This window comes from Type-A symbiont of Plautia stali (genome assembly GCF_059731155.1).
Window position 1 is genome coordinate 2,572,230 of record NZ_AP035891.1, and the last position, 24,755, is coordinate 2,596,984.

The following is a 24,755-nucleotide window of genomic DNA, read 5'->3' on the forward strand; positions in this document are numbered from 1 at the left end:
ATCGAAATGAAAGCGTTTATCTCTCTGTAGTAGCCAGTGCCGTTCTGCTTGCGCTGCCTGCCGCGCATGCCGCCGATAACGATCTTGCCGCGCTGGAAAAAGCCGCGCGCGCCGAAGGCCAGGTTAACAGCGTCGGTATGCCTGACACCAGGGCTAACTGGAAAGATACCTAGAACGATCTCAGCACCAAATACGGTCTGAAGCACAGCGATACCGATATGTCTTCGGCGCAGGAGCTGGCGAAGTTTGCCGCCGAGCAGGATAACGCCAGCGCCGATATCGGCGACGTGGGCGCCGCCTTCGGTCCGATTGCCGTCGCCAAAGGCGTGGCGCAACCCTACAAACCGACTCACTGGGATCAGATTCCGACGTGGGCGAAAGACGCCGATGGCAACTGGATGCTGACCTACACCGGCATCCATCGCTTTCCTGATCGACAAGCAGCAGGTGAAAGACGCACCGCACAGCTGGGCCGATCTGAAAAAAGGTAAGTATGTGGTCACTATCGGCGACGTCGGCACTGCTGCTCAGGCGGCAAACGGCGTACTCGCCGCCAGCTATGCGCTGGGCGGTGACGAGAAGAACATCAAGCCGGCGCTGGCCTTCTTTGGCGAGCTGGCGAAACAGGGCCGCCTTGGCGTGACCGATCCGGTGATCGCTAACATCGAAAAAGGTGAGATTCAGGTCGCCGTGGTGTGGGACTTCAACGGCCTGAACTACCGCGACCAGATTGATAAAAATCGCTACGAAGTGGTGATTCCGTCGGACGGGTCCGTGACCTCTGGCTACACCACCATTATCAACAAATACGCCCGACACCCGAACGCGGCGAAGCTGGCGCGTGAATACATTCTGTCGGATGAAGGCCAGATCAACCTAGCGAAAGGCTATGCGCGCCCGATTCGCGCCGAACATTTAACGCTGCCGGCGGACGTGCAGGCCAAACTGCTGCCGCAGTCGGAATATAAAAATGCCCGTCCGATCAAAGATCAGGCTGCCTGGGATAAGACCTCAAAACTGCTGCCGCGCCTGTGGCAGGAGAATGTGGTTATTAACATGAAGCAGTAACGCAGACATTTTGCAAATCGCATTGCAAATCGCACATACCGTAGCGGCGCGATTTATCGCGCATCCTTTTTCCGGCAATGCGCAATACATTGCACCGGTACATATCACCAATTTTTACAGGGTGCGCTTTCATGCGCACCTGAGGGAGCGGGGATGAAAACAATCCTGGTGGTACTCGATGGGCTGAGCAATCAGGTGGCGCAGCACGCCATGGGCTATCTGTTTGCCGAATGCAAACAGGGCAACGGCCACTACTATTACACGCTGACCTGCGAACTGCCGTCGCTATCGCGTCCGCTCTACGAATGCATTCTGACCGGCATTCCGCCGGTGCGCAGCGGCATCATTCACAACGGCGTCAATCGCCTGAACAATCAGCGCAGCATCTTCCACTACGCGCGCGACGCCGGACTCACTACCGCCGCTGCCGCTTATCACTGGGTGAGCAAACTGTATAACCGCTCGTCGTTCAATGCCGCGCGCGATCGCCACACTAACGCGCCCAACCTGCCGATCCAGTACGGCCATTTCTACTGGGACGATGGTTACCCCGACTCGCATCTGTTCGAGGATGCCGAAAGCCTGCGCCTGCAGCACGATCCCGATTTCCTGCTGATTCACCCAATGAACATTGACGATGCCGGGCACAAGCACAGCCTGTCATCACCGCAGTACCGTAACCGGGCGCGTATGGCGGATGGCTATCTGTCGCAGTGGATGCCCGGCTGGCTGGCCGCCGGTTATCAGGTGATTGTCACCGCCGATCACGGCATGAACGACGATCGCTCGCACGGCGGTATTCTGCCGGAAGAGACGCAGGTGCCGCTGTTTGTTTTTGGCCGCGGCTTCTCGCTGCAGCCTGACCTTGAACCGCAGCAAACCGACCTGTGCGGCACCGTCTGCACCCTGCTCGGCGTCGCGCACGACAAACCGCTGTGTCGCGGTCTGCTGGCGGAGCCGCGCTGATGAAGGGCAAAACCCTGGCCTCGCTGTTGCTGCTGCCGTTCGTGCTGTTCTGGATCGCCTTCCAGCTCGCGCCGCTGCTGTGGATTGCCATCAACAGCTTCTGGAGCGATATCAACGAGCGCTGTGGCATCGATAACTACAGCGATATCCTAACTTCACCGTTCTACCTGCAGGCCTTTCGCCTGTCGCTAGATATTTCGCTGTGGTCGAGCGTTTACGGCCTGCTGATCGCGCTGATGGCGGGCTATTCGCTGCACAAGCTCGGCACTGGGCGTTTTCAGCGCTTTTTACTATCGTTCACCAATATGACCAGCAACTTCGCCGGCGTGCCGCTGGCCTTATCCTGCTCGGACTGAACGGCTGCCTGACGCTGCTGCTGCGCCACTACGGCTGGCTGGACAGCTTTAAGCTGTTTTCGCGCGACGGCATGGTGCTGGTTTACACCTGGTTCCAGATTCCGCTCGGTATTCTGCTACTCTACCCGGCGTTTGACGGGCTACGGAAAGACTGGGAAGAGTCGGCGGCACTGCTCGGCGCCAGCCGCTGGCGCTACTGGTGGCATATTGGCCTGCCGATTCTGTTTCCGGCGCTGCTCGGCACCTTCGTGATTTTACTGGCCAACGCGCTGGGCGCCTACGCCACCATTTACGCGCTGACCACCGGCAACTTCAACGTGGTGCCGGTGCGCATCGCCGCGCTGGTGTCAGGCGATATCTCGCTCGATCCCAATACCGGCGGCGCGCTGGCGATGTTGCTGGTGCTGATTACGGCGCTGATTACCGTGGTGCAGCAGTATCTGGTGCGTCGCAGCTATCTGCATGCCCGCGTACAGGAGTCCTGACATGTCTCGCGTCGAAAAACTCTACCATCGCCTGATTGTCTGGCTGCTGCTGATCGTGCTCGCCGCACCGCTGCTGGCGACGCTGCTGTACGGCATCTCCAGCGAGTGGAGCGATACCATTCTGCCGCAGGGCTTTACCCTGAAGTGGCTGACTCAGCTGTGGAGCGATCCGCGCTTCCTCACCGCGCTCGGTCATTCGCTGCTGATCTGCGTGGGTGCGCTACTGTTCTCCCTGCTGCTGGTGCTGCCTGCGATGTTTGTAATCGCTTACTACTATCCAAAACTGGACGCGGTGATGAACGTGCTGATTCTGATGCCGTTCGCCGTGCCGCCGGTGGTCTCGTCGTTCGGGCTGCTGCAGCTCTACTCCTCGGCCCCGCTGATGCTGACCGGCACGCCGTGGATTCTCATCGGCTGTTACTTCACCATTGCGTTGCCGTTTATCTACCGCGCCATTGCCAACAACATGCAGGCCATCAACCTGAAAGAGCTGATTGACGCGGCCCATCTGCTGGGCGCCAGCACTTGGCAGGCAGCCCTGTTTGTGGTGCTGGCAAATCTGCGCAAAGGGGTGTTCATTGCCATGCTGCTCTCCTTCTCCTTTCTGATTGGTGAGTTTGTCTTTGCTAACCTGCTGGTCGGCACCCGCTATGAAACGCTGCAGGTTTACCTCTACAACATGCGCAACGGCAGCGGGCATTTCACCAGCGCGCTGGTGATCTCTTATTTTGCGGTTGTCCTGCTGGTCACTTGGCTGGCCAATGCCCTCAATCCTGAACGAGGCTGACCATGAGTTACCTGAACGTTACCCAACTGAATAAAAGTTATGGCCCCACCACCATTTTTGAAAACATTGATTTCAGCGCCGACGAAGGTGAGTTTGTCACCCTGCTCGGCCCGAGCGGCTGCGGCAAGTCAACGCTGCTGCGCTGCATCGCCGGCCTGACCGATGTCGACAGCGGCACCATTCTGCTGCAGGGCCAGGATCTGGTGCCGCTGCCGCCACAAAAGCGCACCATTGGCATGGTGTTCCAGAGCTATGCGCTGTTTCCCAAAATGACGGTAGAGAAGAACGTCGCGTTTGGCCTGAAGATGCAGAAACTGCCCGCCGGCGAGATTCAGCAACGCGTGATGGAAGCGCTGGCGCTGGTGGAGCTGACCGACTTCGCGCGCCGCTATCCGCACCAGCTGTCGGGTGGTCAGTGTCAGCGCGTGGCGCTGGCGCGTTCGCTGGTGACGCGGCCGCGCCTGCTGCTGCTGCTGGATGAACCGCTGTCGGCGCTGGACGCCCGCATTCGCCGCCATCTGCGCGAGCAGATTCGCCACATTCAGCAGGAGCTGAAGCTGACCACCATTTTTGTCACCCACGATCAGGAAGAGGCGCTGACGCTGTCGGACCGTATTGTGCTGATGAACCGCGGTCGCATTGTGCAAAACGGCAACGCGGAAACGCTTTATACCCAGCCGGTGGATCTGTTCGCCGCGGGCTTTATTGGCAACTACAACCTGCTGAGCGCCGAACAGGCAACGCAGCTGACCGGCCAGCCGTTCAGCAGCTAGGTGGCGATTCGTCCGGAATCCATCCAGCTGTGCGCACCGCAGGCAGGCATCGCGGCCACCATTCTCAGCCATAGCCTGCTCGGGAACGTGATCCGCTATCGCGTGCTGGCGAATCAGGTCGAGTTGTCGGTGGATGTGCTCAACCGCAGCGTGGCAGATTTACACCTCGCCGGCATGCAGATTGGACTACAGTTAGAGATGTCGACGTTGCGCCAAGTCGCTTAAATTAAACGAAAAATTGGCAACGCAGCGCGACGCAGATATTTATCGGCTGTGCTTATCGCCAGGCAGGCAGCCGCCTGTTTTCTGCCTGGCGCATAGGAGCCTTTATTCGTGCTAACCCTGCTTAACCTTCTCTCCGCCGTCGCCCTGCTGGTATGGGGCACCCACATTGTCCGCACCGGCGTGATGCGCGTGTACGGTGCCGATCTGCGTCGCGTGTTAAGCCGCAGCGTGGAAAAAAAGCCGATGGCTTTTCTTGCCGGTATTGGCGTTACCGCGCTGGTGCAGAGCAGTAACGCCACCACGTTATTAGTCACCTCGTTTGTGGCACAGAATCTGGTCAGCCTGACGCCCGCGCTGGTGGTGGTGCTGGGTGCCGACGTCGGTACCGCCATCATGGCGCGCATCCTGACCTTCGATCTCTCCTGGCTGTCGCCGCTGTTTATCTTTTTTGGCGTGGTGTTTTTCCTCAGCCGCAAACAGACGCGCGCCGGCCAGATCGGACGCGCAGCCATCGGCCTCGGGCTGATTCTGCTGGCGCTGCAGTTAATTGTCGCCGCCGCCAAACCCATCACGCAGGCCGCCGGCGTACAGGTGCTGTTCTCCACGCTGACCGGCGATATCATGCTGGATGCGCTGATTGGCGCGGTATTCGCCATCATCAGCTACTCCAAGCCTGGCCGCAGTGCTGATTACCGCCACGCTGACCGCCACCGGCGTTATCTCGTTCAAAGTGGCGCTGTGTCTGGTGATTGGCGCTAACCTCAGCAGCGGCTTGCTGGCGATGATCAACGCCAGCGGATCGAATGCTGCCGGCAAGCGGGTGGCGCTCGGCAGCCTGTTGTTCAAGCTGATTGGCAGCATCGTCATTTTGCCGTTTGTCGATTACATCGCTGACCTGCTGGATAAGCTGCCGGTTAACGACGAAAAGATGGTGATCTTCTTCCACGTGTTCTACAACCTGGTGCGCTGTCTGGTGATGGTGCCGTTTGCCGAGCCGATGGCGCGTCTGTGCCGCCGCATGATCGCCGACGATGCGGAAAACCAGACTCATCTCAAACCTAAACACCTCGACAGCAGCGCGCTGGATACGCCGGCGCTGGCGCTGGCCAACGCGGCGCGGGAGACGCTGCGCATTGGTGATGTGGTGGAGCAGATGCTGGAGAGCTTCAACAAGGTGGTAATGGGCGAGCTGCGCGAGGAGCGCGCGGTGCGGCGGCTGGATGATGATGTGGATGTGCTGTACACCGCCATTAAGCTCTATCTGGCGCGCATGCCGAAGGAGGATCTGGCGGAAGAGGATTCACGCCGCTGGGCCGAGGTGATTGAGATGGCGCTGAATCTGGAGCAGGCAGGCGACATTATCGAACGCATGAGCGCCGACGTGGCGGACAAATCGCTGCAGGCGCGCCGGGCGTTTTCGCAGGAAGGGCTGGAAGAGCTGAATTCGCTGCAGGAGCAGGTGTTAAGCAACCTGCGCCTGAGCCTGTCGGTGTTTTTGTCGCACGACGTCACCAGCGCCAAGCGCCTGCGTCGTGCCAAGCACCGTTTCCGCATCCTGATTCGCCGTTATTCCCACGCCCACGTCGAGCGCCTGCACCGGCAGAATGTGCAAAGCATCGAAACTAGTTCGCTGCATTTAGGTTTGCTGGGAGATATGAAGCGCCTGAATTCGCTGTTCTGCGCGGTAGCGTACACCGTGCTGGACCAGCCGGACGATGAGCGCGAGGTGGATTGATAATTTTTACAACGCGCGATAAATTGCCATTACGACAACAAACTAAACGCGATCATCCCGACGATGGCGCCGGTGGTGCCGAGAATCGTCTCCATCAGCGTCTAGGTCTTCAGCGTCTCGCCTTCGGTGGCACCGGTGAAGCGGCCAAACAGCCAGAAACCGGCATCGTTGACGTGGCTGATAATAATCGAGCCGCCGCCGATGCAGATCGACAGCGCCGCCAGCTGCGCACCGCTGTAATGCAACGGTTCAATCACCGGCATCACCAGCCCGACGGTGGTTAAACAGGCCACCGTGGCCGAGCCCTGAATCACCCGAATTGCGCCGGAGAGAATAAAACAGGCCAGTGCAATCGGCATACCGGCACCGGTCAGCGCGTGCCCCAGCACCGGGCCAACGCCGGAATCCACCAGCACCTGCTTGAACACGCCGCCCGCACCAATCACTAGCAGAACAATCCCCGCCGGCTGCAGCGCAGCTGCCGCATACCTGCATCACCTTCTCTTTATCCATGCCCTGACGGTAAGCCAGGCCGTAAATCGCTACCAGCAGCGCCAGCAGGATGTGTCGTTGTATGCCGAAGCTGATTACCGCAAGGAGATCGACGGCAACGGCGCCAGAGGCTGGCGTTACAATCTTGGCGTGCGCTGGCAGTTCTGACAGTACGTGCGCATGACGCGGTCGCCGTGAACGGCGACCCTACGAGAATGGGGCATATTGCGGGATGTGCAGGGATGCGGTGATTGCACGTTTTTCTGTAGGGTGCGCATTCATGCGCACCGCTGCCGACACTCCGTTTAGCCAAAGCTCGATCTCATTTACCCTAAATGGTTTTTTATCGATCTCGCCCGCGGCCGGAACTGTGAACCGCCGCGCACTCCGGCTTTATTAAGAACAAAAATTAAATAGCCGCGCTAAAGCCAGGCCATTGTGCTGCCGAAAAGGTAAAAAAGTATTATCGATTTCTCTTCAGCCTGCGTTTTGCAAGGACTCACACATGCGTAATAACCAGCCCATCACCCAGCGTGAATTCGTCTTCGACGATCGCGCTACGCTGATGTCGACCACCGATCTCAACAGCCACATCACCTACGCCAACGACGCCTTTATTGAGGTCAGCGGATTCAGCCCGGAAGAGGTCAACGGTCAGCAGCACAACATGGTGCGTCATCCGGATATGCCGCCGGAAGCGTTCGCCTATATGTGGAGCACGCTGAAGCAGGGCGAACCCTGGACCGCGCTGGTCAAGAACCGGCGTAAGAATGGCGATCACTACTGGGTGCGCGCCAATGCTATTCCGGTGGTGCGCGAGGGCAAGCTGCAGGGCTATATGTCGGTACGCACCAAACCGTCGGCGGAGGAAATCCGTCAGTGCGAGGCGCTGTACTGCGATTTTCGTGAAGGGCGCGCCAAAGGGCGTCGCTTTCATAAAGGGCTGATTGTCGGCAGCGGCTGGCGGCGACTGACCTCAGTGCTGAAAACGCTGCCGCTGCGCTGGCGCATCCGCAGTACGCTGATCGCACTGCTGCCGTTGTCGATTCTGGGCGTCTGGCTGCTGGGCATGGCCGCGCTGCTGCTGCTGGCCAGCCTGTGGCTGGAGCAGCAGATTTCGCGCCCGATGGAGCGCATGTGCCGCCAGGCGCTGAGCGTGGCCACCGGCGCCAGCCACAAAGTCGAGCACATCGATCGGGTGGATGAGATCGGCATGACGCAGCGCGCCATCGGCCAGCTGGGCCTGATGTTCCGCTGGCTGGTGGGATGACGTCAGCGGCCAGGCGATCAACGTCCTGAGCGCCAGCGACGCCATCGCGCGCAGCAATGATGAGCTGAGCCGTCGCACCGAGCAGGCGGCGGCGAACGTGCAGCAAACGGCGGCGACCATGAACGAAATGACCGCCACGGTCAAAAGCAACACGGAAACCGCCAGCGAAGTGAATACGCTGTCGGCCAGCACCAGCGCAGCGGCGATCAAAGGCGGTGAAGTTATGCAGGAGATGGTCGGCATGATGGCGGAAATTGCCGACAGCTCGAAGCGTATCGCCAACATCACCAGCGTGATCGACGGCATCGCTTTCCAGACCAATATTCTGGCGCTGAACGCGGCGGTGGAAGCGGCACGTGCCGGTGAGCAGGGTAAAGGCTTTGCGGTGGTGGCGGGCGAGGTGCGCAGTCTGGCGCAGCGCCAAAGCCGCCAGCGAGATCAAAAACCTGGTGGAAACCAGCGCCGGCCGCGTGCAGTCGGGCAGCGATCACGCCTATGCGGCCGGCCATACGATGCAGGCGATTGTCGATCAGGTGCAGAATGTCACCGCCCTGATAGCGCAAATCAGCGCGGCGACGGCCGAACAATCCATCGCGCTGAGCGAAGTCAGTAGCGCGGTGGAGGATCTCGACGACATTACCCATCAGAACGCGGCGCGCGTGGCGGAAGGCGCAGAAGCCTCCGGCCGAATGGCGCATCAGGCCAACCGGCTGGTTGAAGCGATCAGCGTGTTTCGCTAAGTGTCACGACACTTCACGTCCGGCGCGCAGCGCGCCGGGCGGCGTGCCGACAATGCGTTTGAAGGCGGCCAGTGAACCGTAACCGAGGTGGAACGCCACGCTCTCCACCGCTTCGCCATCGTTAACAATACGCTCAACCGCCAGACGCATGCGCAGTTCGGTGAGGTAGCGTAGCGGCGTCATGCCGGTGGCGTTTTGAAAGCGCGCGGCAAACACCGAGCGTGAGCTGCCGGATTCGCGCGCCAGCCGCTCCACCGTCCAGTTTTCGCCGGGCGCGCGGTGCATGGCCGCCATCGCCAGGCTGAGGCGCGGATCGCGCAGGGCCTGCACCAGCCCGCTGCCCTGACCACAGCCATTCTCCACCCAGCCCCGCACAATTTGCGCCGCCACCACATCGGCCAGCCGCGACAAAATGCCGGCAAAGCCCGCTTTGCGCTGACGCGTTTCACGCTCCATGGCATCCAGAATCGGCTGGATTTCAGGGTATTGCGCCAGCAGCGTGCTGACCAGCATCACGTCCGGCATGGTGTGCACCAGCGGCTGCATGCCGCACAGCTCAAACGCCATGCAGGCGCTGAATAAAATCACATCGCTGTCATCCGGGCAGGCATCCGCGTCCGGCGCATCGTTGATGGCGCACACGCTGTCGCAGATGGGTTTGCTGTTAAACGTGGCGATCGGCACGCACACCGCATCTTCGCTGGAGATCAGCGCGTGCGGCTTACCGTGCGGAATCAGCAGCGCATCGCCCGCCTGCAGCGGATAGACGGTGCCGGAAGCGGAGCGAATCAGCAGCGAGCCGCGGCCAACAAAGTGCAGCTGCGCCTTGCCCGGCGCGTCATCATATTGCAGGCCAAACGGCGCATGCCCATCAGCAGTTCGCTGGTCAAATCTTCATAGCGGCTCATACAATCCAGACGAATTATCAAAAAATAAAGTTTCTGTATCATAGATCGTCTTGCGTCGTCTCTCTATGCTTACAGCCTGATATTTTGTGATGGGGATCGCAGATGAGTCTGGATACTGAAGTAGTGGAAACAAGCATTGCGGTAGAGAAACCCGCATGGGGCGCGGTGTTCGCCATGGCGTTTGGCGTCTTCGGCCTGATCACCGCAGAATTTCTGCCGGTGAGCTTGCTGACACCGATTGCCGACTCGCTGCGCGTCAGCGAAGGGCAGGCGGGCCAGACGGTCACGGTTACCGCGCTGGTGGCGCTGCTGACCAGCTTGGTGATTGGTAACGTCACGCGCCGCCTCGATCGCCGCCTGGTGATGCTGGCGTTCACTTTGCTGCTCATCGCCTCGGCGCTGCTGGTGGCGTTTGCCGAAAATCTGCCGATGATTTTACTGGCGCGCGTGCTGCTCGGCATGGCGATTGGCGGCTTCTAGACACTGTCGACCGCCATTACCATGCGGCTGGTGCCCGCCGATCAGGTGCCGCGCGCGCTGTCGATTGTGTTCAGCGGTATTTCTCTGGCCACCATCATTGCCGCGCCGCTGGGCAGTTATCTTGGCGGGTTGATTGGCTGGCGTAACATCTTCCTGCTGACCGGTGTTTTGGGCGTGCTGGCGCTGTTCTGGCAGTTCTTCACCCTGCCGTCGATGCCGCCGAAGAACAAAGCGCGCAGCGGCGGTGTGCTGGATCTGCTGCGTCAGAGCGTGATGCGTTGGGGCATGCTGGCGGTGATCATGATGTTCACCGGCCATTTCGCCTTCTTTACCTATCTGCGCCCGTTCCTGGAAACCAGCGCGCAGCTGAATGTGAATCAGCTGTCGCTGGTGCTGCTGGCGTTCGGCGTGGCGAACTTCTTCGGCACCTCGCTGGCCGCGTGGCTGGTGACGCGGAGCGTGTCGCTGACGCTGACCGGCATGGCGCTGGTGATGAGCGTGACGGCGGTGCTGCTGGTGAGCTTTGGCCACGTCTCCTGGTTGGTGGCGAGCGGCGTCGCGCTGTGGGGGCTGGCGTTTGGCTCAATGCCTACTGGCTGGTCAACCTAGCTGTCGCGCGCGGTGCCGGACGACGCTAAATCGGGCGGCGGGCTGCTGGTGGCAACTATTCAGCTGGCGATCACCGCCGGTGCGGCTGCCGGTGGCTGGATGTTCGATCTGCAGGGCGCGGGCGGCGTATTCCTTGCCAGCGGCGTGCTGATGCTGCTGGCCGCCATCAGGCGCGCCGCAACACGCTTCAGGGTGTGTCGCGGCGCCGCTTTTGCCGCGCAGGCTTGTCTCACCAATCACAGCAATAAATCCTGCCTTTTATTCAAATCGTGTTTTTTTTAACCCTTTGCGCACAGGTTGCGCTAAACGTGCTTTTTATGGTCAAAATATTCGAAAGACATAGGCAAATCTCTACGCTTTTTTTGATCGGTTGCCGACCTACTATATCTCTCATCAAGGCGATGTCGCCTTATTTAATCAAACATCATTAAGGAAATGACCATGAAAACCATCAAAACTTTTGCTGCTGTTATTGCTCTCTCTGTTCTGCCATTTGCCAGCTTCGCGCAAAGCGTGACCGCTACCGCCTCTACGCTTGACAATGCTGAAGCGCAAATCGCTGCTAAAGCGCAGGAACTTGGTGCTTCCTACAAAGTGACTGAAGTCAACTTCAACAACGGCGTTCACATGACCGCAGAACTGACCCAATAAGTTTGCCTTACCCTCTGTGCTGACAGGGTGCCTTCGGGCGCCCTGGCGGCGTTGCTAACGCCATAAAATCCTGTCCCTTTTCCGCATAAATGATTTTTATTCGCAAAAATAAACATCCTTATCGGCTCGTCTCGGGCTGAATTTCCTATTGGTTGCAATGTCGGGCTTTCATTTCACTGCCGCACGGCGGTGGTTTTGCTATGGAGAAGTTATGAAAGCGAATAAAACAATGCAGTGGGCGCTGCGTCCGCTACTGGTGGCCACGGCGCTGCTGTCCTGCACCGCGCTGCAGGCGGCGGAAACGCAGCCGCTCAATCAGCCGATCGCCAAAGGCGCCTACGAACTGGCCTTCAGCAACAGCGACAACGCGCTGTTCCTCGCCACGGCGCAAAACGCCGGCAACCCGCAGGGCGGTACCGTGTACCGTCTCGATCCGCAGAATCTGGCGGTGAAACAAACCATCAGCATTGAACTGAAGACATTTGGTGCCGCCATCAATCAGCACACCAACGTGCTGTACTTTGGCAATACGGTCAACGGTGCGCTGACAGCAGTGGATGCCAGCAGCGGTAAGGTGATTAACACGCTGGTGCTGGATGGCCGCAAGCGCGGTGACACGGTTCGTCCGCTGCAGCCGCGTGAACTGGTCGCCGATGCGATAACCAATCGCGTGTACATCACCGGTCTCGGCGCACAAAGCGTGGCGTGGGTAGTGGATGGCAAAACGCTGCAGCTCATCAGCACTATCCCGAATACCGGCAAAATGGGCACCGGGCTGGCGCTGGATGCCGCCGCGCAGAAGCTTTATGTCACCAATGCCGATGGCGAGCTGGTCACCATCAATACCCGCCTGAACGCGATTGAAAAGCGTCAGAAAATTGACGGTGATAAAGAGCACTTTTTCCTGAATATTGCGCTGGATAGCAAAGGCCACCGCGCTTTCCTCAGCGATGCTAAGCAGCCACAGGTGCTGGTGCTGGATACTCGGACACAGCAGGTGATTCAGCGTATTGAGGTTCCTGAATCGCTGGCGGTGCTGTTCAATGCCGACCGTGACGAGCTGTATGTCACGCACCGTAAAGCCGGTGAGATCAGCATCATCGATGCCAGCAGCTATAAAGTGAAACGCACGGTGAAAGCGCCGGGCCTGCCGAACAGCTTGGCGCTCTCCGCCGATGGCAAAACGCTGTTCGTCAGCATCAAGCAGCCGGGTTCGCGTAAGGAACCGCCAAAAAACCCGGACAGCGTGTTACGCATCGCGCTGTAAGGCGTAATTATCCGAAACTCAGGGGCGACGTGTGTCGCCCTTTGCATTTCCGGCCTTGATCCCCCTTTTCCCGCCCGGCTTACGCTACCTTTAGGACGACAACACCTAAGGGGAGAGTGCAATGAGCCAGTTTTTTATGCATGAAAAAAACGATCTGGTGAACGAAGCGATCGAAGGCGTGTTACTCAGCACGCCGTGGCACAATCTGACCCGTCTCGATCTGGGCGATGAGATTCGCGTGGTGGTGCGTTCGGACTGGGATAAAAGCAAAGTCGCACTGATTTCCGACGGTGGCTCCGGCCACGAGCCGGCGCACGCAGGCTTTGTCGGTAAAGGGATGCTGACCGCCGCGGTGTGCGGCGATATCTTCGCCTCGCCGAGCGTTGATGCGGTGCTGAATGCCATCGTTAACGTCACCGGTGAGGCGGGCTGTCTGCTGATTGTGAAGAACTACACCGGTGACCGGCTCAACTTTGGCCTTGCAGCGGAAAAGGCGAAAAATCTTGGTTACAAGGTGGAGCTGGTGATGGTGAAGGACGATATCGCGCTGCCGGAGAACCCGCAGCCACGCGGCATTGCCGGCACCGTGCTGGTGCACAAAATCGCCGGCTTCGCCGCGGAGCACGGCCAATCGCTCGACGAAGTTAAAGCGCTGGCGCAGCGCACGATCGACGCCACGTCCTCTACCGGCCTGGCGTTTGCCACCTGTCACATTCCAGGTGAAAAGCGCGACGATCGCGTGGCAGCCGGTCATAGCGAGCTGGGGATGGGCATTCACGGTGAGCCGGGCGTGATCACGCTGGATACGCAAAACAGCCGCAAAATTACCAGTATCATGACCGATTAGCTGGCGCAGGCGCTACCCGACGGCAAACAGGCGCTGTTGATGATCAACAATCTCGGCGGCTTTTCCCAGCTGGAGCTGGCGCTGCTCACGCGCGAGGTACTGCAGTCGCCGCTGGCGGCACGCATCACCCATTTAATTGGCCCGGCAACGCTGGTCAGCGCGCTGGATATGAAAGGGTTTTCGCTGACGCTGCTGGCGCTGGAAGAGGCGTTTTTTGAGGCACTGAATGCGCCGGTGCAGGTGCTGGGCTGGGCGCCGATGTACGACTTTGCGCCCATCAGCCTGCAGCGCGCTGAACGCATCGGCAGCGTGCTGGATTTCGATCCTTCCGATAACGCTGAGGTGGCGCAGGTGGTTGAGCGCGTGACGCAGACGCTGATCGATCTGGAGAGCGAGCTGAATGCGCTGGATGCCAAAGTCGGCGACGTCGATACCGGCTCGACCTTTGCCGCCGGCGCGAAGAAAATTCAGCGCGGCCTGCGTGAACAGCAGCTACCGCTGGACGAGCTGCCCACGCTGCTGGCGCTGGTGGGCGAACAGCTGGCGACGGTGATGGGCGGATCGAGCGGCGTGCTGATGTCGATTCTGTTTACTTCGGCCGGACAGCAGCTGGAGTAGGGCAGCACGCTGCCGCAGGCGCTGATGCACGGGCTGGAACGGATGAAGCACTACGGCGGCGCGCAGCCGGGACATCGCACCTTGGTGGATGCGCTGCAGCCGGCACTGGAGGCGTTAGCGGCCGGAGAGTCGCTGGCTGCGGCAGCGGCCGCTGCGCAACAGGGCGCCGACGCGACGGCGCAGATGCAGAGTGCGAAGGCGGGCCGTTCGGCTTATCTGAATCAGCAGAGTCTGGATGGCGTGAAGGATCCGGGCGCGTACGCCATCGAGAAGGTGTTTGCGGTGCTGGCGGGCTGAAGATAGGACGGATTTGTGCGGGGTTCGCCCTCACCCTAACCCTCTCCCGCAGGCGGGAGAGGGGACTGTCCTGAGCGATGTCGGAGTACAGTGCGGTCCTTCAGCCGACCCTTACTATCGGAGAGGGCACTGTCCTGAGCGTTGTTGGAGTACAGCGCGGTCCTGCCCCCGATCTTTTCCCGCTTACTCCGAGGCTTCGCGCAGCATTTCGTCGTGTGGAATGTCCTGCAGAATCTGCTCGAAGCTGCGCAGACGTTTATAGATCGACATCAGCGTAATCAGCGTGGACCACGAGGTGATCAGATACTGGAAGGAGGAGCGCACCTGGTCGAACACGTTGGTGATCTGGTTAAGCAGCCCCAGCGTGATAGTGCCCGCAACAATCGAGGGGAACAGCACGAACAGCCCGAACACATTGTCCATCTGCAGGTAGAGAATGCGCGTGATGTTGAAATAGAGATAGTGGAAATAGAGGCGGAAATAGTTGTAACGCACGCGGATGAACAGCTCCTGCACCGTAGGCGGCGCGGCGCGCTGCGGATCGTCCTCGCCGTACACCAGTTCTTTACGGTAAGCGGCTTCCACGCGCTGATTGCGAAACTCCAGCCCCGGCAGCTTGATCCCCACCAGCGCCAGCAGCGAGGTACCAAACAGCGACCACAGCAGCGCGGCGATCACCAGCGCATAAGGGATATTGCCGAGGATCGGCACTTCTTTCACGTGATGCGATAGCGTCACCAGCACCGGCAGAAACGCCACCAGCGTCATAATGGCCTGAATAAAGCTGATGCCCCAGTCCTGCAGCGTACTGGCGAAGCGCATGGTGTCTTCCTGCACACGCTGTGCGGCACCTTCTACCAGACGCAGGCGCTGCCAGTTATGCATGTAATAATTGTTCATCGCGGTACGCCAGCGGAACACCCAGTGACTGACGAAAAACGAGTTCATCACGCCGATCACTACCGCGATCAGCGCAATGCCGAGAAACGCCAGCACCTGCACATAGAACTGATGGATGGCCACCGAGCAGGCTTTGGTCAGCGCCTGCTGAATCATGTCGTAAAACGGACCATACCAGGCGTTAACGCCGACGCCAACCTGCACGCCAAACCAGGTGACAAAGATAATCAGTAACGATCCCCATACCGACCAGCGCTGCCACGGATGGTTGTCGATGATGCGCCACACCAGCGCAAAGATGCCGCCCATGATCCAGTAATAGGCATAAAACCACAGCTGGCTGGCGTGGATAAAGCGGCTGGCGTTGGTCGGCAGCGGCTGCTGCATCGCCGCTTGCAAAGCGGGAAAGCGCGCCGGAAAATCATTGAAAAAGCCAAACCAGGCAAAAATGGCAATCAGGCTCCAAATCGCTGCCGAGCTGAAAAACAGCGCCGGCCGCGGAAAATAGGACTTAAACATAGGCACTCCGCTGTTGTGTGTACTCTTTATACCGCTTCCGGCATTTATCTGTCTGTTGTCGGTTGTATCCGGCGATGACAGCATCGCCGCATTTATGTAAAGCGGCAGAGTTAGTTGTTAAGTTTTTTGTGCTCATTTGTTTCGGGAAACTAAATTATTAACGGCGTTGGTATTACACTACGCTAACTGTTACCGGTAACATTTTTGCTGTATCCCTTAAAACGCCAATAAAAATCATGACAACGCAACTACTTTACTTTCATGCCGCATTATATGCGGTAATAAGGCTATGTCATGTCAGAAGAAAAAAAGGGTCACACTCGCCGGTATTTCCTGCTGAGAACCATCACCCTGGCGCCGGCAATGGCGGTAGGCAGTACGGCGATGGGCGCACTGGTCGCGCCAATGGCCGCCGGTGCGGCATCGTCGTCGGCCGCTGCGCCGCAGCAGGCGCGCGAGTATCAGCCGGTGTGGTTTACCGCCGAAGAGTTTGCCTTCATCAAAGCCGCCGTGGCGCGCCTGATCCCCAGCGATGAACGCGGACCTGGCGCGCTGGAAGCCGGCGTACCGGAGTTTATCGATCGCCAGATGAATACGCCGTATGCCACCGGCAGCAACTGGTATATGCAGGGACCGTTCAATCCGGATCTGCCAAAAGAGCTCGGCTATCAGCTGCCGCTGGTGCCGCAGCTGATCTACCGTCTCGGCCTGGCCGATGCCGATGGCTGGAGCAAACAGCAGCACGGCAAGGTGTTTGCCGAGCTGACGCCCACGCAGCAGGATGCGCTGCTGAGCGCCTTCGAAAACGGCAGTGCGCAATTCCCGCAGGTGCCGGCCAAAACCTTCTTCGCCTTTCTGTTGCAAAACACCAGCGAGGGCTACTTCAGCGATCCGATCCACAGCGGCAATCAGGGCATGGTGGGCTGGAAGCTGATCGGCTTCCCCGGCGCACGCGCCGACTTTATGGATTGGGTAGAGCGCGGCGAACGTTATCCGTTCCCGTCAGTCGATATTCGCGGCGAGAGGGCGTAACCGTGGCAAATGCGTTAAAAAAGTGGATGTGGCAATCGTCGGTTTCGGCTGGGCCGGAGCGATCATGGCGAAAGAGCTGACCGAGGCCGGTCTGCATGTGGTGGCGCTGGAGCGCGGGCCGCATCGCGATACCTATCCGGATGGATCCTATCCACAGTCCATTGATGAACTGACTTATAACATCCGCAAAAAGCTATTCTAGGATCTGTCAAAAAGCACCGTAACTATCCGTCACGATGCCTCACAAACCGCCGTACCGTATCGTCAGCTGGCGGCATTCCTGCCGGGCACCGGCACCGGCGGCGCCGGCCTGCACTGGTCGGGCGTGCACTTCCGTGTCGACCCGGTCGAGCTGAACCTGCGCAGTCACTACAAGCAGCGTTACGGCAAAAACTTTATCCCGGAAGGCATGACCATTCAGGATTTCGGCGTCAGCTATGACGAGCTTGAACCGTTCTTCGATCAGGCGGAAAAAGTGTTCGGCACCTCCAGCAGCGCCTGGTCAATCAAGGGCAAAGTGGTGGGCAAAGAGAAAGGCGGCAACCCGTATGCGCCGGATCGCTCCAGCGACTTCCCGCTGCCCGCGCAGAAGCGCACCTGGTCGGCACAGCTGTTTGCCCAGGCGGCGGAGTTGGTGGGCTATCACCCTTACGATATGCCGTCGGCCAACACCTCCGGTCCTTACACCAATACTTACGGCGCGCAGATGGGGCCGTGCAACTTCTGCGGCTACTGCAGCGGCTACGCCTGCTACATGTACTCCAAAGCGTCGCCGAACGTTAACATTCTGCCCGCGCTGCGCCAGGAGCCGAAGTTTGAGCTGCGCAACAACGCGTATGTGCTGCGCGTCAACCTGACCGACGATAAAAAACGCGCGACCGGCGTCACCTATCTGGACGGCCAGGGGCGTGAAGTGGAGCAGCCGGCGGATCTGGTGATCCTCTCCGCCTTCCAGTTCCACAACGTGCACCTGATGCTGCTGTCCGGCATCGGCAAGCCGTACAACCCTATCAGCAACGAGGGTGTGGTCGGCCGTAACTTTGCCTACCAGAACATCTCCACGCTGAAGGCGCTGTTTGATAAAAACACCACCACCAATCCGTTCATCGGTGCCGGTGGCGCAGGTGTGGCGGTGGATGATTACAACGCTGATAACTTTGACCATGGCCCGTACGGCTTTGTCGGCGGTTCACCGTTCTGGGTCAACTAGGCGGGCACCAAGCCGATCTCCGGCCTGCCGACGCCAAAAGGCACGCCGAACTGGGGCAGCCAGTGGAAAGCGGCGGTGGCGGATAACTATAACCATCACGTGTCGATGGATGCGCACGGCGCGCACCAGTCGTATCGCGCTAACTACCTCGATCTCGATCCCAACGACAAAGATGCTTACGGCCAGCCGCTGCTGCGTATGACCTTTGACTGGCAGGACAACGACATCAAAATGGCGCAGTTCATGATCGGCAAGATGCGCAAAATCACCGAAGCGATGAATCCGAAGATGATCATTGGCGGCGCGAAAGGGCCGGCTGCCCATTTCGATACCACCGTGTACCAGACTACGCACATGAGCGGCGGCGCCATCATGGGCGAAGATCCTAAAACCAGCGCGGTGAACCGCTATCTGCAGAGCAGGGATGTGCCGAACGTGTTTGTCGCCGGCGCTTCTGCCTTCCCGCAGGGACTGGGCTACAACCCCACCGGCATGGTGGCGGCGCTGAGCTACTGGTCCGCCAAAGCGATTCGTGAACAGTATCTAAAGAACCCCGGCCCGCTAGTACAGGCATAAGGAACATGGCGATGATCAAAAGTTTAACAGCCCTGTTGCTGGGCACCCTGTCGTTCGCCGCGCTGGCGGAGGACACCGCCGCCGATGCGCTGGTGCAGCGCGGTGAGTATCTGGCGCGCGCCAGTGACTGCGTCGCCTGCCACAGCACCGCAGGCGGTAAACCGTTTGCCGGCGGCCTGCCGATGGCGACGCCGATTGGCACCATCTACTCCACCAATATCACGCCAGATAAGGCAACCGGCATTGGTGACTACAGCTATGACGACTTCCAGAAAGCGGTGCGTCACGGCGTGGCGAAGAATGGCGACACGCTCTATCCGGCGATGCCCTATCCGTCTTATGCGGTGGTCAGCGATGACGACATGAAGGCGCTGTATGCCTACTTCATGCACGGCGTGGCACCGGTGGCGCAGGCTAACAAAGAGAGCGACATTCCATGGCCGCTGTCGATGCGCTGGCCGCTGGCCGCTGGCCGCTGGCGATCTGGCGCGGCCTATTTGCGCCAGATGTGAAGGCGTTCCAGCCGGCAGCGCAGGAAGATCCGACGCTGGCGCGTGGTCGCTATCTGGTGGAAGGGCTGGGCCACTGTGGTGCCTGCCACACGCCGCGCAGCTTCACCATGCAGGAGAAAGCGCTGAATAACGGCCAGGGCAACGATTACCTTGCCGGCAGCAGCGCGCCGATTGACGGCTGGACCGCCAGCAACCTGCGCGGTGATAACCGCGATGGTCTGGGGCGCTGGATCGAAGCGGATCTGCAGCAGTTCCTGCGCTATGGCCGTAACGATCACACGGCGGCGTTTGGTGGCATGACCGAGGTGGTGCAGCACAGCCTGCAGTATCTCAGCAATGCGGATATCAGCGCGATTGCCCGTTACCTGAAATCGCTCGGTGCGAAAGATCCGTCTCAGGCGTTGTTCCGTGAGGATGACGCAGTGGCCCGGGCGCTGTGGAAAGGTGACGACAGCCAGCCGGGTGCCGGCGTGTATGTCGACAGCTGTGCGGCGTGTCATAAAACCGACGGCAGCGGCTATCAGCACTTCTATCCGGCACTGCGCGGGAATCCGGTGGTGATGGCAGAGGGATCCGACGTCGCTGATTCACATCGTACTGGTCGGCGGCACGCTGCCGGGCGTGCAAGGCGCACCGACCGCGATCACCATGCCGGCGTTTGGCTGGCGTCTGAACGACAGCCAGGTGGCGGATGTGGTGAACTTTATCCGCAGCAGCTGGGGCAACGGCGTGCAGGCCAACGTCACGGCGAAACAGGTGGCGAAACTGCGCCAGGATGACAGCGTGCAGCCAAAACAGGGCAGCGCGGATATCCGGGTGCTGGAAAAGCAGTAAGCCTGTTTTAAGCATTTCCTTCAGGTCATGGCGCGGTTCATGGCCTGAAGGGTGCGAAAAATCCCACTAAAATTCATTATCTTATATTTTCCTTTCAGACGTTTCTTGTAAGAGATTCCTTCCCCTGCGTTTAAAAATCCCTGCCGCTTATTAAGCGTTACTTTAACGATATTAACTCTGGCGAAAAAGATGACCATATGTCTGTAGGCTATTACGACCCGACCAAACCGGGGCAGGAGAACTACGTTAATTAACCTTATCAGTACTGGAAAGGGGTGATTGAGGATAAGAGAGTCAGCTATATCGAATTTGCCATTAACGGCCAGCTGTTTACCACCCAGGTTTAGGCAGATGGCATCTGGGAGTATCAGTTGCCGCTGCGGCTGGAAGAGGGGAGCCACAATCTCACCGTGCGCTTTTTCGACCGGGCCGGTAACGCCGGGAGTCCGTTCCAGACACGGCTGGAAGTCGATCTCAGCCCGCCCGATATGCCGGCAATTATGCGCGTACTGGATGATTTCGGACCGGTGCAGGGCCCGGTTGGCAACAAAGGCTTCACCGATGATAAAACGCCAGCCATTTCCGGTTATGCCGAGCCGGACAGCATTGTCCGCCTGTACAGCAACGGGGTGCTGATTGGCAGCGTGCAGGCGGCGAAAAACGGTCAGTGGACCATCACGCCGGCACTGAGCGACGGTGAACAGCGCCTGTCCGTCACCGCCACCGACAAATTTGGTCAAATGAGTGTCGATTCCCCGGTCTATACGCTGTTCGTCAACACGCCGCGCATCGATAAGCCGCAGCTGCTGGAAGTATTTGATAATGACGGGGTGAACACCGGCGTGATTAAAGCCGGTAGCGAAAGCGACGATCGCAGCCCGCGCCTGAGCGGCAACGCGCCGCTGGACGCAGAAAACGTCATCATCTACGTCAACGGGGTACGCGTCGGCGTGGCACCTGTGATTGACGGGCAGTGGCGCTGGGAGAGCAACGTTGATCTGCTGGGCTACGGTGAAAACACCATTACCACCCGCGCGCAAAATAACCGTGGTGAGTTGAGCCATGCGAGCGAGCCGTTTACTTATACGGTGGTGCCCACCGCGCCCGTGAAGATTGAGTATGCGCTGGATAACGTTGGCCCGGCACAGGGCAAACTGGAAAACGGCGCGCTGACCGATGACTTCACCCCAACGCTCAAAGGCACGGCAGAAGCCAACAGTATCGTCTATGTGTATGCCACGCGCGAAAACGGCAGCTGGTGGCTGAAAGGCAGCACCCAGGCGGATGCCTTTGGCCACTGGCAGGTGGAAATCGCCCGACTGGATGGCGGTGCCGGCCCGTATCACTTCCAAGCCAGTAATAGCCCGACGCGCGATCCCGCTGCGCCGCTGTTCGACCTGTATGTGTCAGACAACGGCACCCGCCTGAAGCCCACCATCAACGCGGCGCACGATAATGTCGGGCCCGAGCAAGGCAAATTAATCAACGGCGCCACCACCGATGACATGGCGCCGACGCGGCAGGGCAAAGCCGAAGCCAACAGCATGGTGTATATCCATGCGCGGCATATTGATGGCCACTGGGTATTAATGGACTCGGTCACAGCTGATGCTACGGGTAACTGGAGCTATCAGTCTTACGATCGCTCGCCGTGGAAAGGATTGACGCAATTTCAGGTCAGTGATAGCGCCATTCGTGATGTGAATGCGCCAACCTTTCTGCTGGAGATCAATGTCGATCCGCCGAAGGTCGATCACGGGCTGGTGTGGAACTTTGATGATGGCACCTTGCAGGGGTGGTTTACTGCTGGGGTGTACAAAAAATATAACCAGCTGAGCACCACCTACTGGAAAGGTGCCGACGGTTCTCATGTCCTCGGCACAATGACTGACTACGTAGAGGGGCGTGATTACAGTGGCGACGTGGTTTATCGCTACATAGAAGTGGAAGCGGGTAAAACCTATGAATTTGGTTTTGATGGCTACAGCCTGAATCAGGGCTGGGCAGTGCCGGTGATCGGCATTGAGATAGACGGCAAAAAGGTGATTGCACCCAGCGCGCTGACATCGTCGTGGCAGCATAAAAGCGGCATCTATGTCGCAACCGAGACCAAAGTGGTCAAAGTGGCGGTCACCAATGCCACCGCCAATGGCTATGGCAACGATTTCCTGCTGGATAACCTCGGTATAAAGCCGGTCAACGTAACGCCGGTGGATAAACAGCGTCTCGACTGGAATTTCAACGACGGCACGCTGCAGGGCTGGATGGCCGCCGGGCTATAAGAAAAATATAACCAGCTACGCACCACTTACTGGAAAGGCAAGGATGGCTCCAATGTACTGGGCACGATGACCGACTACGTTCAGGGGCGCGATTACAGCGGCGAAGTGGTTTACCAGTATATCTAGGTTGAAGCAGGTAAGAGTTATACGCTGGGCTTCGATGGTCAGCGCCTCAATCAGGGCTGGGTAGCACCGGTCATCGGGATTGAAGTGGATGGCAAGACAGTGATTGCGCCCTCGGCGTTATCAACCACCTAGCAGCACAAAACAGGGACTTATGTTGCCACTGAAACCGAAGTGGTAAAAGTAGCCGTGGTGAATGACACGGCTGACGGTTACGGTAATGACTTCCTGCTGGACAATCTTTTTATCCAGCCGCGGACGCATACCGGTGCAATCACCGTAGCGGAAGCTGACAGTGTGCTGGCAGAGAGCCTGGCCAGCGGTGAAGAAGCCGCGGTAATCGATATGATCGGCAACGGTAAAAATACGCTTAGCGTTAGCGTGGCGGATATTCTCAGTGCTGGCAGCAAAGACCTGTTTATCGGCGACGGCAAAACCCAGTTGCTGATCAAAGGCGATGCGCAGGACGTAGTGAAGCTGGATGACATCCTCGGCGACGGCGGTGACGTGGGCGATTGGGTGAAACAGCAGGGCAGCACCACGGTGGCTGGCGTGAAGTATCAGGTTTACAGCCACAGCGGCGTCGATGCCGACGTGCTGATTCAGGAGGGGGTGAAAACCGAGCTGGTGTAAACCCGGCGGGAGGCGATATAGCCTCCCTACCTGTTTGCCCTAAGCCGTAGCGGCGCGATTTATTACATGATAAATCGCGCCGCTACCAGGGGTGCACATTGCCGGGCTGAACCGGCCGCCGCCCACCTTGCGCCCATCCGGTTTAAATGTTCTCCAGATCCAGCCCCCGCGTCTTCGGCCCGTAAATCCCGACCGACAGCATCACCATCAGCATACTCAGCACGATAAACACGATCACCCCCTGACTGCCGGCATACTGCAGAATCAGGCCAATCAGAATACTGCTGAAAGCGGTCGATAGCCGGCTGAACGAATAGCAGAAGCCGACGGCGCGCGCACGAATGTGCGTCGGGAAGATCTCAGTCTGATAAGCGTGATAGCTGAAGGTCAGCCAGGCGTTGCTGTAGGTGATCAGGAAACCGCACACCACTATCAGCAGCGGGTTGCTGGTCAGCGCGAACAGCGTGCCGAACACCACCGTCATCAGCGATGAAAAAACGATCTGCCATTTGTTTTCAAGCCGGTCGGCGTAGCGGCTGCAAATCAGCGAGCCGAGCGGATAGGCCAGCGTGATGAAAAAGGCGTACAGCAGGCTGTGGGTGACGGTGGCCCCCTTGCCGGACAGCAGCGCCGGCAGCCAGTTACCTAAGCCGAAGAAGCCAATCGCCTGGAAGAAGTTGATCACCACCATCATCAGCGTACGCTTGCGATAAGCGGGTGCCCAGATTTCGCTAAAGCGCCCTTTTTTCGGCAGCTGTGCCGCCGCATCGCGCTGAGAGAAGTCGTCCCCCGGCGCAATGCCGCAGCGTTTTTCCATCTCGCTCAGTACCCGGTGCGCGTCCTGATGCCGCCCCTGCTGCGCCAGCCAGCGCGCCGACTCCGGCAGATTTTTCCGGATAAACCAGATCACCAGCGAGCACAGCGCACCGGCGATCACTACCCAGCGCCAGCCTTCGAGGCCGAGCAGGGTTTGCGGTACCAGCCACCATGACATCAGCGCTACCGTCGGCACCGACAGGAACTGAATGAAAAAAGAGAAGGCAAATGCGCGGCTGCGCAGATGGGCTGGCACCCACTCAGACAGATAGGTATCGATGGTCACCAGCTCGACGCCCAGACCGATACCGACCAGGAAGCGGCACAGAATAATCATCTCCGCGCTGTGCTGGAACGCCATCAGCAGTGAGAACGCACCGTACCACGCCAGCGCGCACATAAAGGTCAGGCGACGGCCGAAGCAGTCGGCATAGGGCGTCAGCAGGCTGGCACCGACAAACAGGCCGAGGAAGGTCGCCGAGGCAAACGCCGCCTGATCGGCGATACCGAAGACGCCAGCGGCGCCGGTGTGGAACTCGCCTGCCGCCACCAGTCCGGCGCTGATGTAGCCGGTTTCAAACAGATCGTACAGCTCGAAGAAGCCGCCGAGCGCCAGCAGCGTAATAAAGCGCCACAGTCCGGCGGAAGAGGGCAGGGCGTCGATGCGCCCGGCCAGCGTTTGGCGTTCGGTAGCGATGCGATCGGTCGCCACCCCTGTCGAATAGGTGGTTGTCATTATGATTG

10 protein-coding genes and 11 pseudogenes are annotated in these 24,755 nt (G+C 59.0%); 16 read left to right on the top strand and 5 right to left on the bottom strand.

All coding sequences use genetic code 11. The features are described 5' to 3' along the window. The first annotated feature begins 44 nt into the window (after positions 1–44). The 6 genes and pseudogenes from AC6I8M_RS13695 (at position 45) to AC6I8M_RS13720 (ending at position 6,395) form a co-directional block, all read left to right on the top strand. Positions 45–1,068: pseudogene (locus AC6I8M_RS13695) on the top strand (ABC transporter substrate-binding protein). Positions 1,069–1,221: 153 nt separating this feature from the next. Continuing rightward, complete coding sequence (locus AC6I8M_RS13700) at positions 1,222–2,034, top strand: alkaline phosphatase family protein (protein WP_010616620.1); 813 nt, start codon at positions 1,222–1,224, stop codon at positions 2,032–2,034. Beyond that, a pseudogene (locus AC6I8M_RS13705) lies at positions 2,034–2,875 on the top strand (ABC transporter permease). Before AC6I8M_RS13700 ends, AC6I8M_RS13705 begins: the two are co-directional and overlap by 1 nt. 1 nt (position 2,876) lies before the next feature. Continuing rightward, positions 2,877–3,662 (top strand): ABC transporter permease, encoded by a 786-nt coding sequence (locus tag AC6I8M_RS13710; RefSeq protein WP_010616621.1) that lies wholly within the window; start codon positions 2,877–2,879, stop codon positions 3,660–3,662. Between the two features lie 2 nt (positions 3,663–3,664). Further along, a pseudogene (locus AC6I8M_RS13715) lies at positions 3,665–4,660 on the top strand (ABC transporter ATP-binding protein). A gap of 108 nt (positions 4,661–4,768) precedes the next feature. After that, positions 4,769–6,395 (top strand): annotated as a pseudogene (locus AC6I8M_RS13720) (Na/Pi cotransporter family protein). 29 nt (positions 6,396–6,424) lie between these two features. Here AC6I8M_RS13720 and AC6I8M_RS13725 read toward each other — a convergent pair. Next, positions 6,425–6,959 (bottom strand): annotated as a pseudogene (locus AC6I8M_RS13725) (GntT/GntP/DsdX family permease); the annotation flags it as partial. A 433-nt stretch (positions 6,960–7,392) separates the two neighbouring features. Here AC6I8M_RS13725 and AC6I8M_RS13730 point away from each other — a divergent pair. Continuing rightward, a pseudogene (locus AC6I8M_RS13730) lies at positions 7,393–8,897 on the top strand (methyl-accepting chemotaxis protein). Positions 8,898–8,900: 3 nt separating this feature from the next. Here the strand turns inward: AC6I8M_RS13730 and AC6I8M_RS13735 are convergent. Then, positions 8,901–9,805 (bottom strand): annotated as a pseudogene (locus AC6I8M_RS13735) (AraC family transcriptional regulator). A gap of 102 nt (positions 9,806–9,907) precedes the next feature. Here AC6I8M_RS13735 and AC6I8M_RS13740 point away from each other — a divergent pair. From AC6I8M_RS13740 to AC6I8M_RS13755, 4 genes and pseudogenes are all read left to right on the top strand, one after another. Further along, positions 9,908–11,176: pseudogene (locus AC6I8M_RS13740) on the top strand (MFS transporter). 159 nt (positions 11,177–11,335) lie between these two features. Continuing rightward, complete coding sequence (locus AC6I8M_RS13745) at positions 11,336–11,545, top strand: YdgH/BhsA/McbA family protein (protein WP_010616219.1); 210 nt, start codon at positions 11,336–11,338, stop codon at positions 11,543–11,545. A gap of 211 nt (positions 11,546–11,756) precedes the next feature. Next, entirely contained in the window at positions 11,757–12,812 is a 1,056-nt protein-coding gene (gene yncE, locus AC6I8M_RS13750) for a 7-bladed beta-propeller protein YncE (protein WP_010616220.1), read from the top strand. Between the two features lie 121 nt (positions 12,813–12,933). Then, positions 12,934–14,574 (top strand): annotated as a pseudogene (locus AC6I8M_RS13755) (dihydroxyacetone kinase subunit DhaK). Positions 14,575–14,757: 183 nt separating this feature from the next. Here the strand turns inward: AC6I8M_RS13755 and sbmA are convergent. Next, positions 14,758–15,993: a peptide antibiotic transporter SbmA gene (gene sbmA, locus AC6I8M_RS13760; RefSeq protein ID WP_010616221.1), complete on the bottom strand. Its 1,236-nt coding sequence runs from the start codon at positions 15,991–15,993 to the stop codon at positions 14,758–14,760. Positions 15,994–16,287: 294 nt separating this feature from the next. On the opposite strand from sbmA, the gene AC6I8M_RS13765 reads away from it, so the two are divergent. The 3 genes and pseudogenes from AC6I8M_RS13765 to AC6I8M_RS13775 all read left to right on the top strand — a co-directional run bounded on the left by AC6I8M_RS13765 (position 16,288) and on the right by AC6I8M_RS13775 (position 20,157). Next, positions 16,288–17,025 (top strand): gluconate 2-dehydrogenase subunit 3 family protein, encoded by a 738-nt coding sequence (locus tag AC6I8M_RS13765; RefSeq protein WP_058948821.1) that lies wholly within the window; start codon positions 16,288–16,290, stop codon positions 17,023–17,025. Further along, a pseudogene (locus tag AC6I8M_RS13770) lies at positions 17,003–18,811 on the top strand (GMC family oxidoreductase). Before AC6I8M_RS13765 ends, AC6I8M_RS13770 begins: the two are co-directional and overlap by 23 nt. Positions 18,812–18,822: 11 nt before the next feature. Next, a pseudogene (locus tag AC6I8M_RS13775) lies at positions 18,823–20,157 on the top strand (c-type cytochrome). A gap of 20 nt (positions 20,158–20,177) precedes the next feature. Here AC6I8M_RS13775 and AC6I8M_RS13780 read toward each other — a convergent pair. Beyond that, positions 20,178–20,558: a hypothetical protein gene (locus AC6I8M_RS13780; RefSeq protein ID WP_010616959.1), complete on the bottom strand. Its 381-nt coding sequence runs from the start codon at positions 20,556–20,558 to the stop codon at positions 20,178–20,180. Here AC6I8M_RS13780 and AC6I8M_RS13785 point away from each other — a divergent pair. Beyond that, positions 20,529–22,439 (top strand): Ig-like domain-containing protein, encoded by a 1,911-nt coding sequence (locus AC6I8M_RS13785; RefSeq protein WP_498013461.1) that lies wholly within the window; start codon positions 20,529–20,531, stop codon positions 22,437–22,439. The genes AC6I8M_RS13780 and AC6I8M_RS13785 overlap by 30 nt on opposite strands. Positions 22,440–22,736: 297 nt before the next feature. Beyond that, positions 22,737–23,195 (top strand): hypothetical protein, encoded by a 459-nt coding sequence (locus tag AC6I8M_RS13790; RefSeq protein WP_010616962.1) that lies wholly within the window; start codon positions 22,737–22,739, stop codon positions 23,193–23,195. A 142-nt stretch (positions 23,196–23,337) separates the two neighbouring features. Here the strand turns inward: AC6I8M_RS13790 and AC6I8M_RS13795 are convergent, their stop codons facing one another. After that, entirely contained in the window at positions 23,338–24,747 is a 1,410-nt protein-coding gene (locus tag AC6I8M_RS13795) for an MFS transporter (protein ID WP_058948819.1), read from the bottom strand. Positions 24,748–24,755: the final 8 nt, after the last annotated feature.

Bases quoted from the DNA above. Each gene is read 5' to 3' on its own strand.
- AC6I8M_RS13700 (WP_010616620.1), top strand. From the start codon at position 1,222: ATGAAAACAATCCTGGTGGTACTCGATGGGCTGAGCAATCAGGTGGCG.
- AC6I8M_RS13710 (WP_010616621.1), top strand. From the start codon at position 2,877: ATGTCTCGCGTCGAAAAACTCTACCATCGCCTGATTGTCTGGCTGCTG.
- AC6I8M_RS13745 (WP_010616219.1), top strand. From the start codon at position 11,336: ATGAAAACCATCAAAACTTTTGCTGCTGTTATTGCTCTCTCTGTTCTG.
- yncE (WP_010616220.1), top strand. From the start codon at position 11,757: ATGAAAGCGAATAAAACAATGCAGTGGGCGCTGCGTCCGCTACTGGTG.
- sbmA (WP_010616221.1), bottom strand. From the start codon at position 15,993: ATGTTTAAGTCCTATTTTCCGCGGCCGGCGCTGTTTTTCAGCTCGGCA.
- AC6I8M_RS13765 (WP_058948821.1), top strand. From the start codon at position 16,288: ATGTCAGAAGAAAAAAAGGGTCACACTCGCCGGTATTTCCTGCTGAGA.
- AC6I8M_RS13795 (WP_058948819.1), bottom strand. From the start codon at position 24,747: ATGACAACCACCTATTCGACAGGGGTGGCGACCGATCGCATCGCTACC.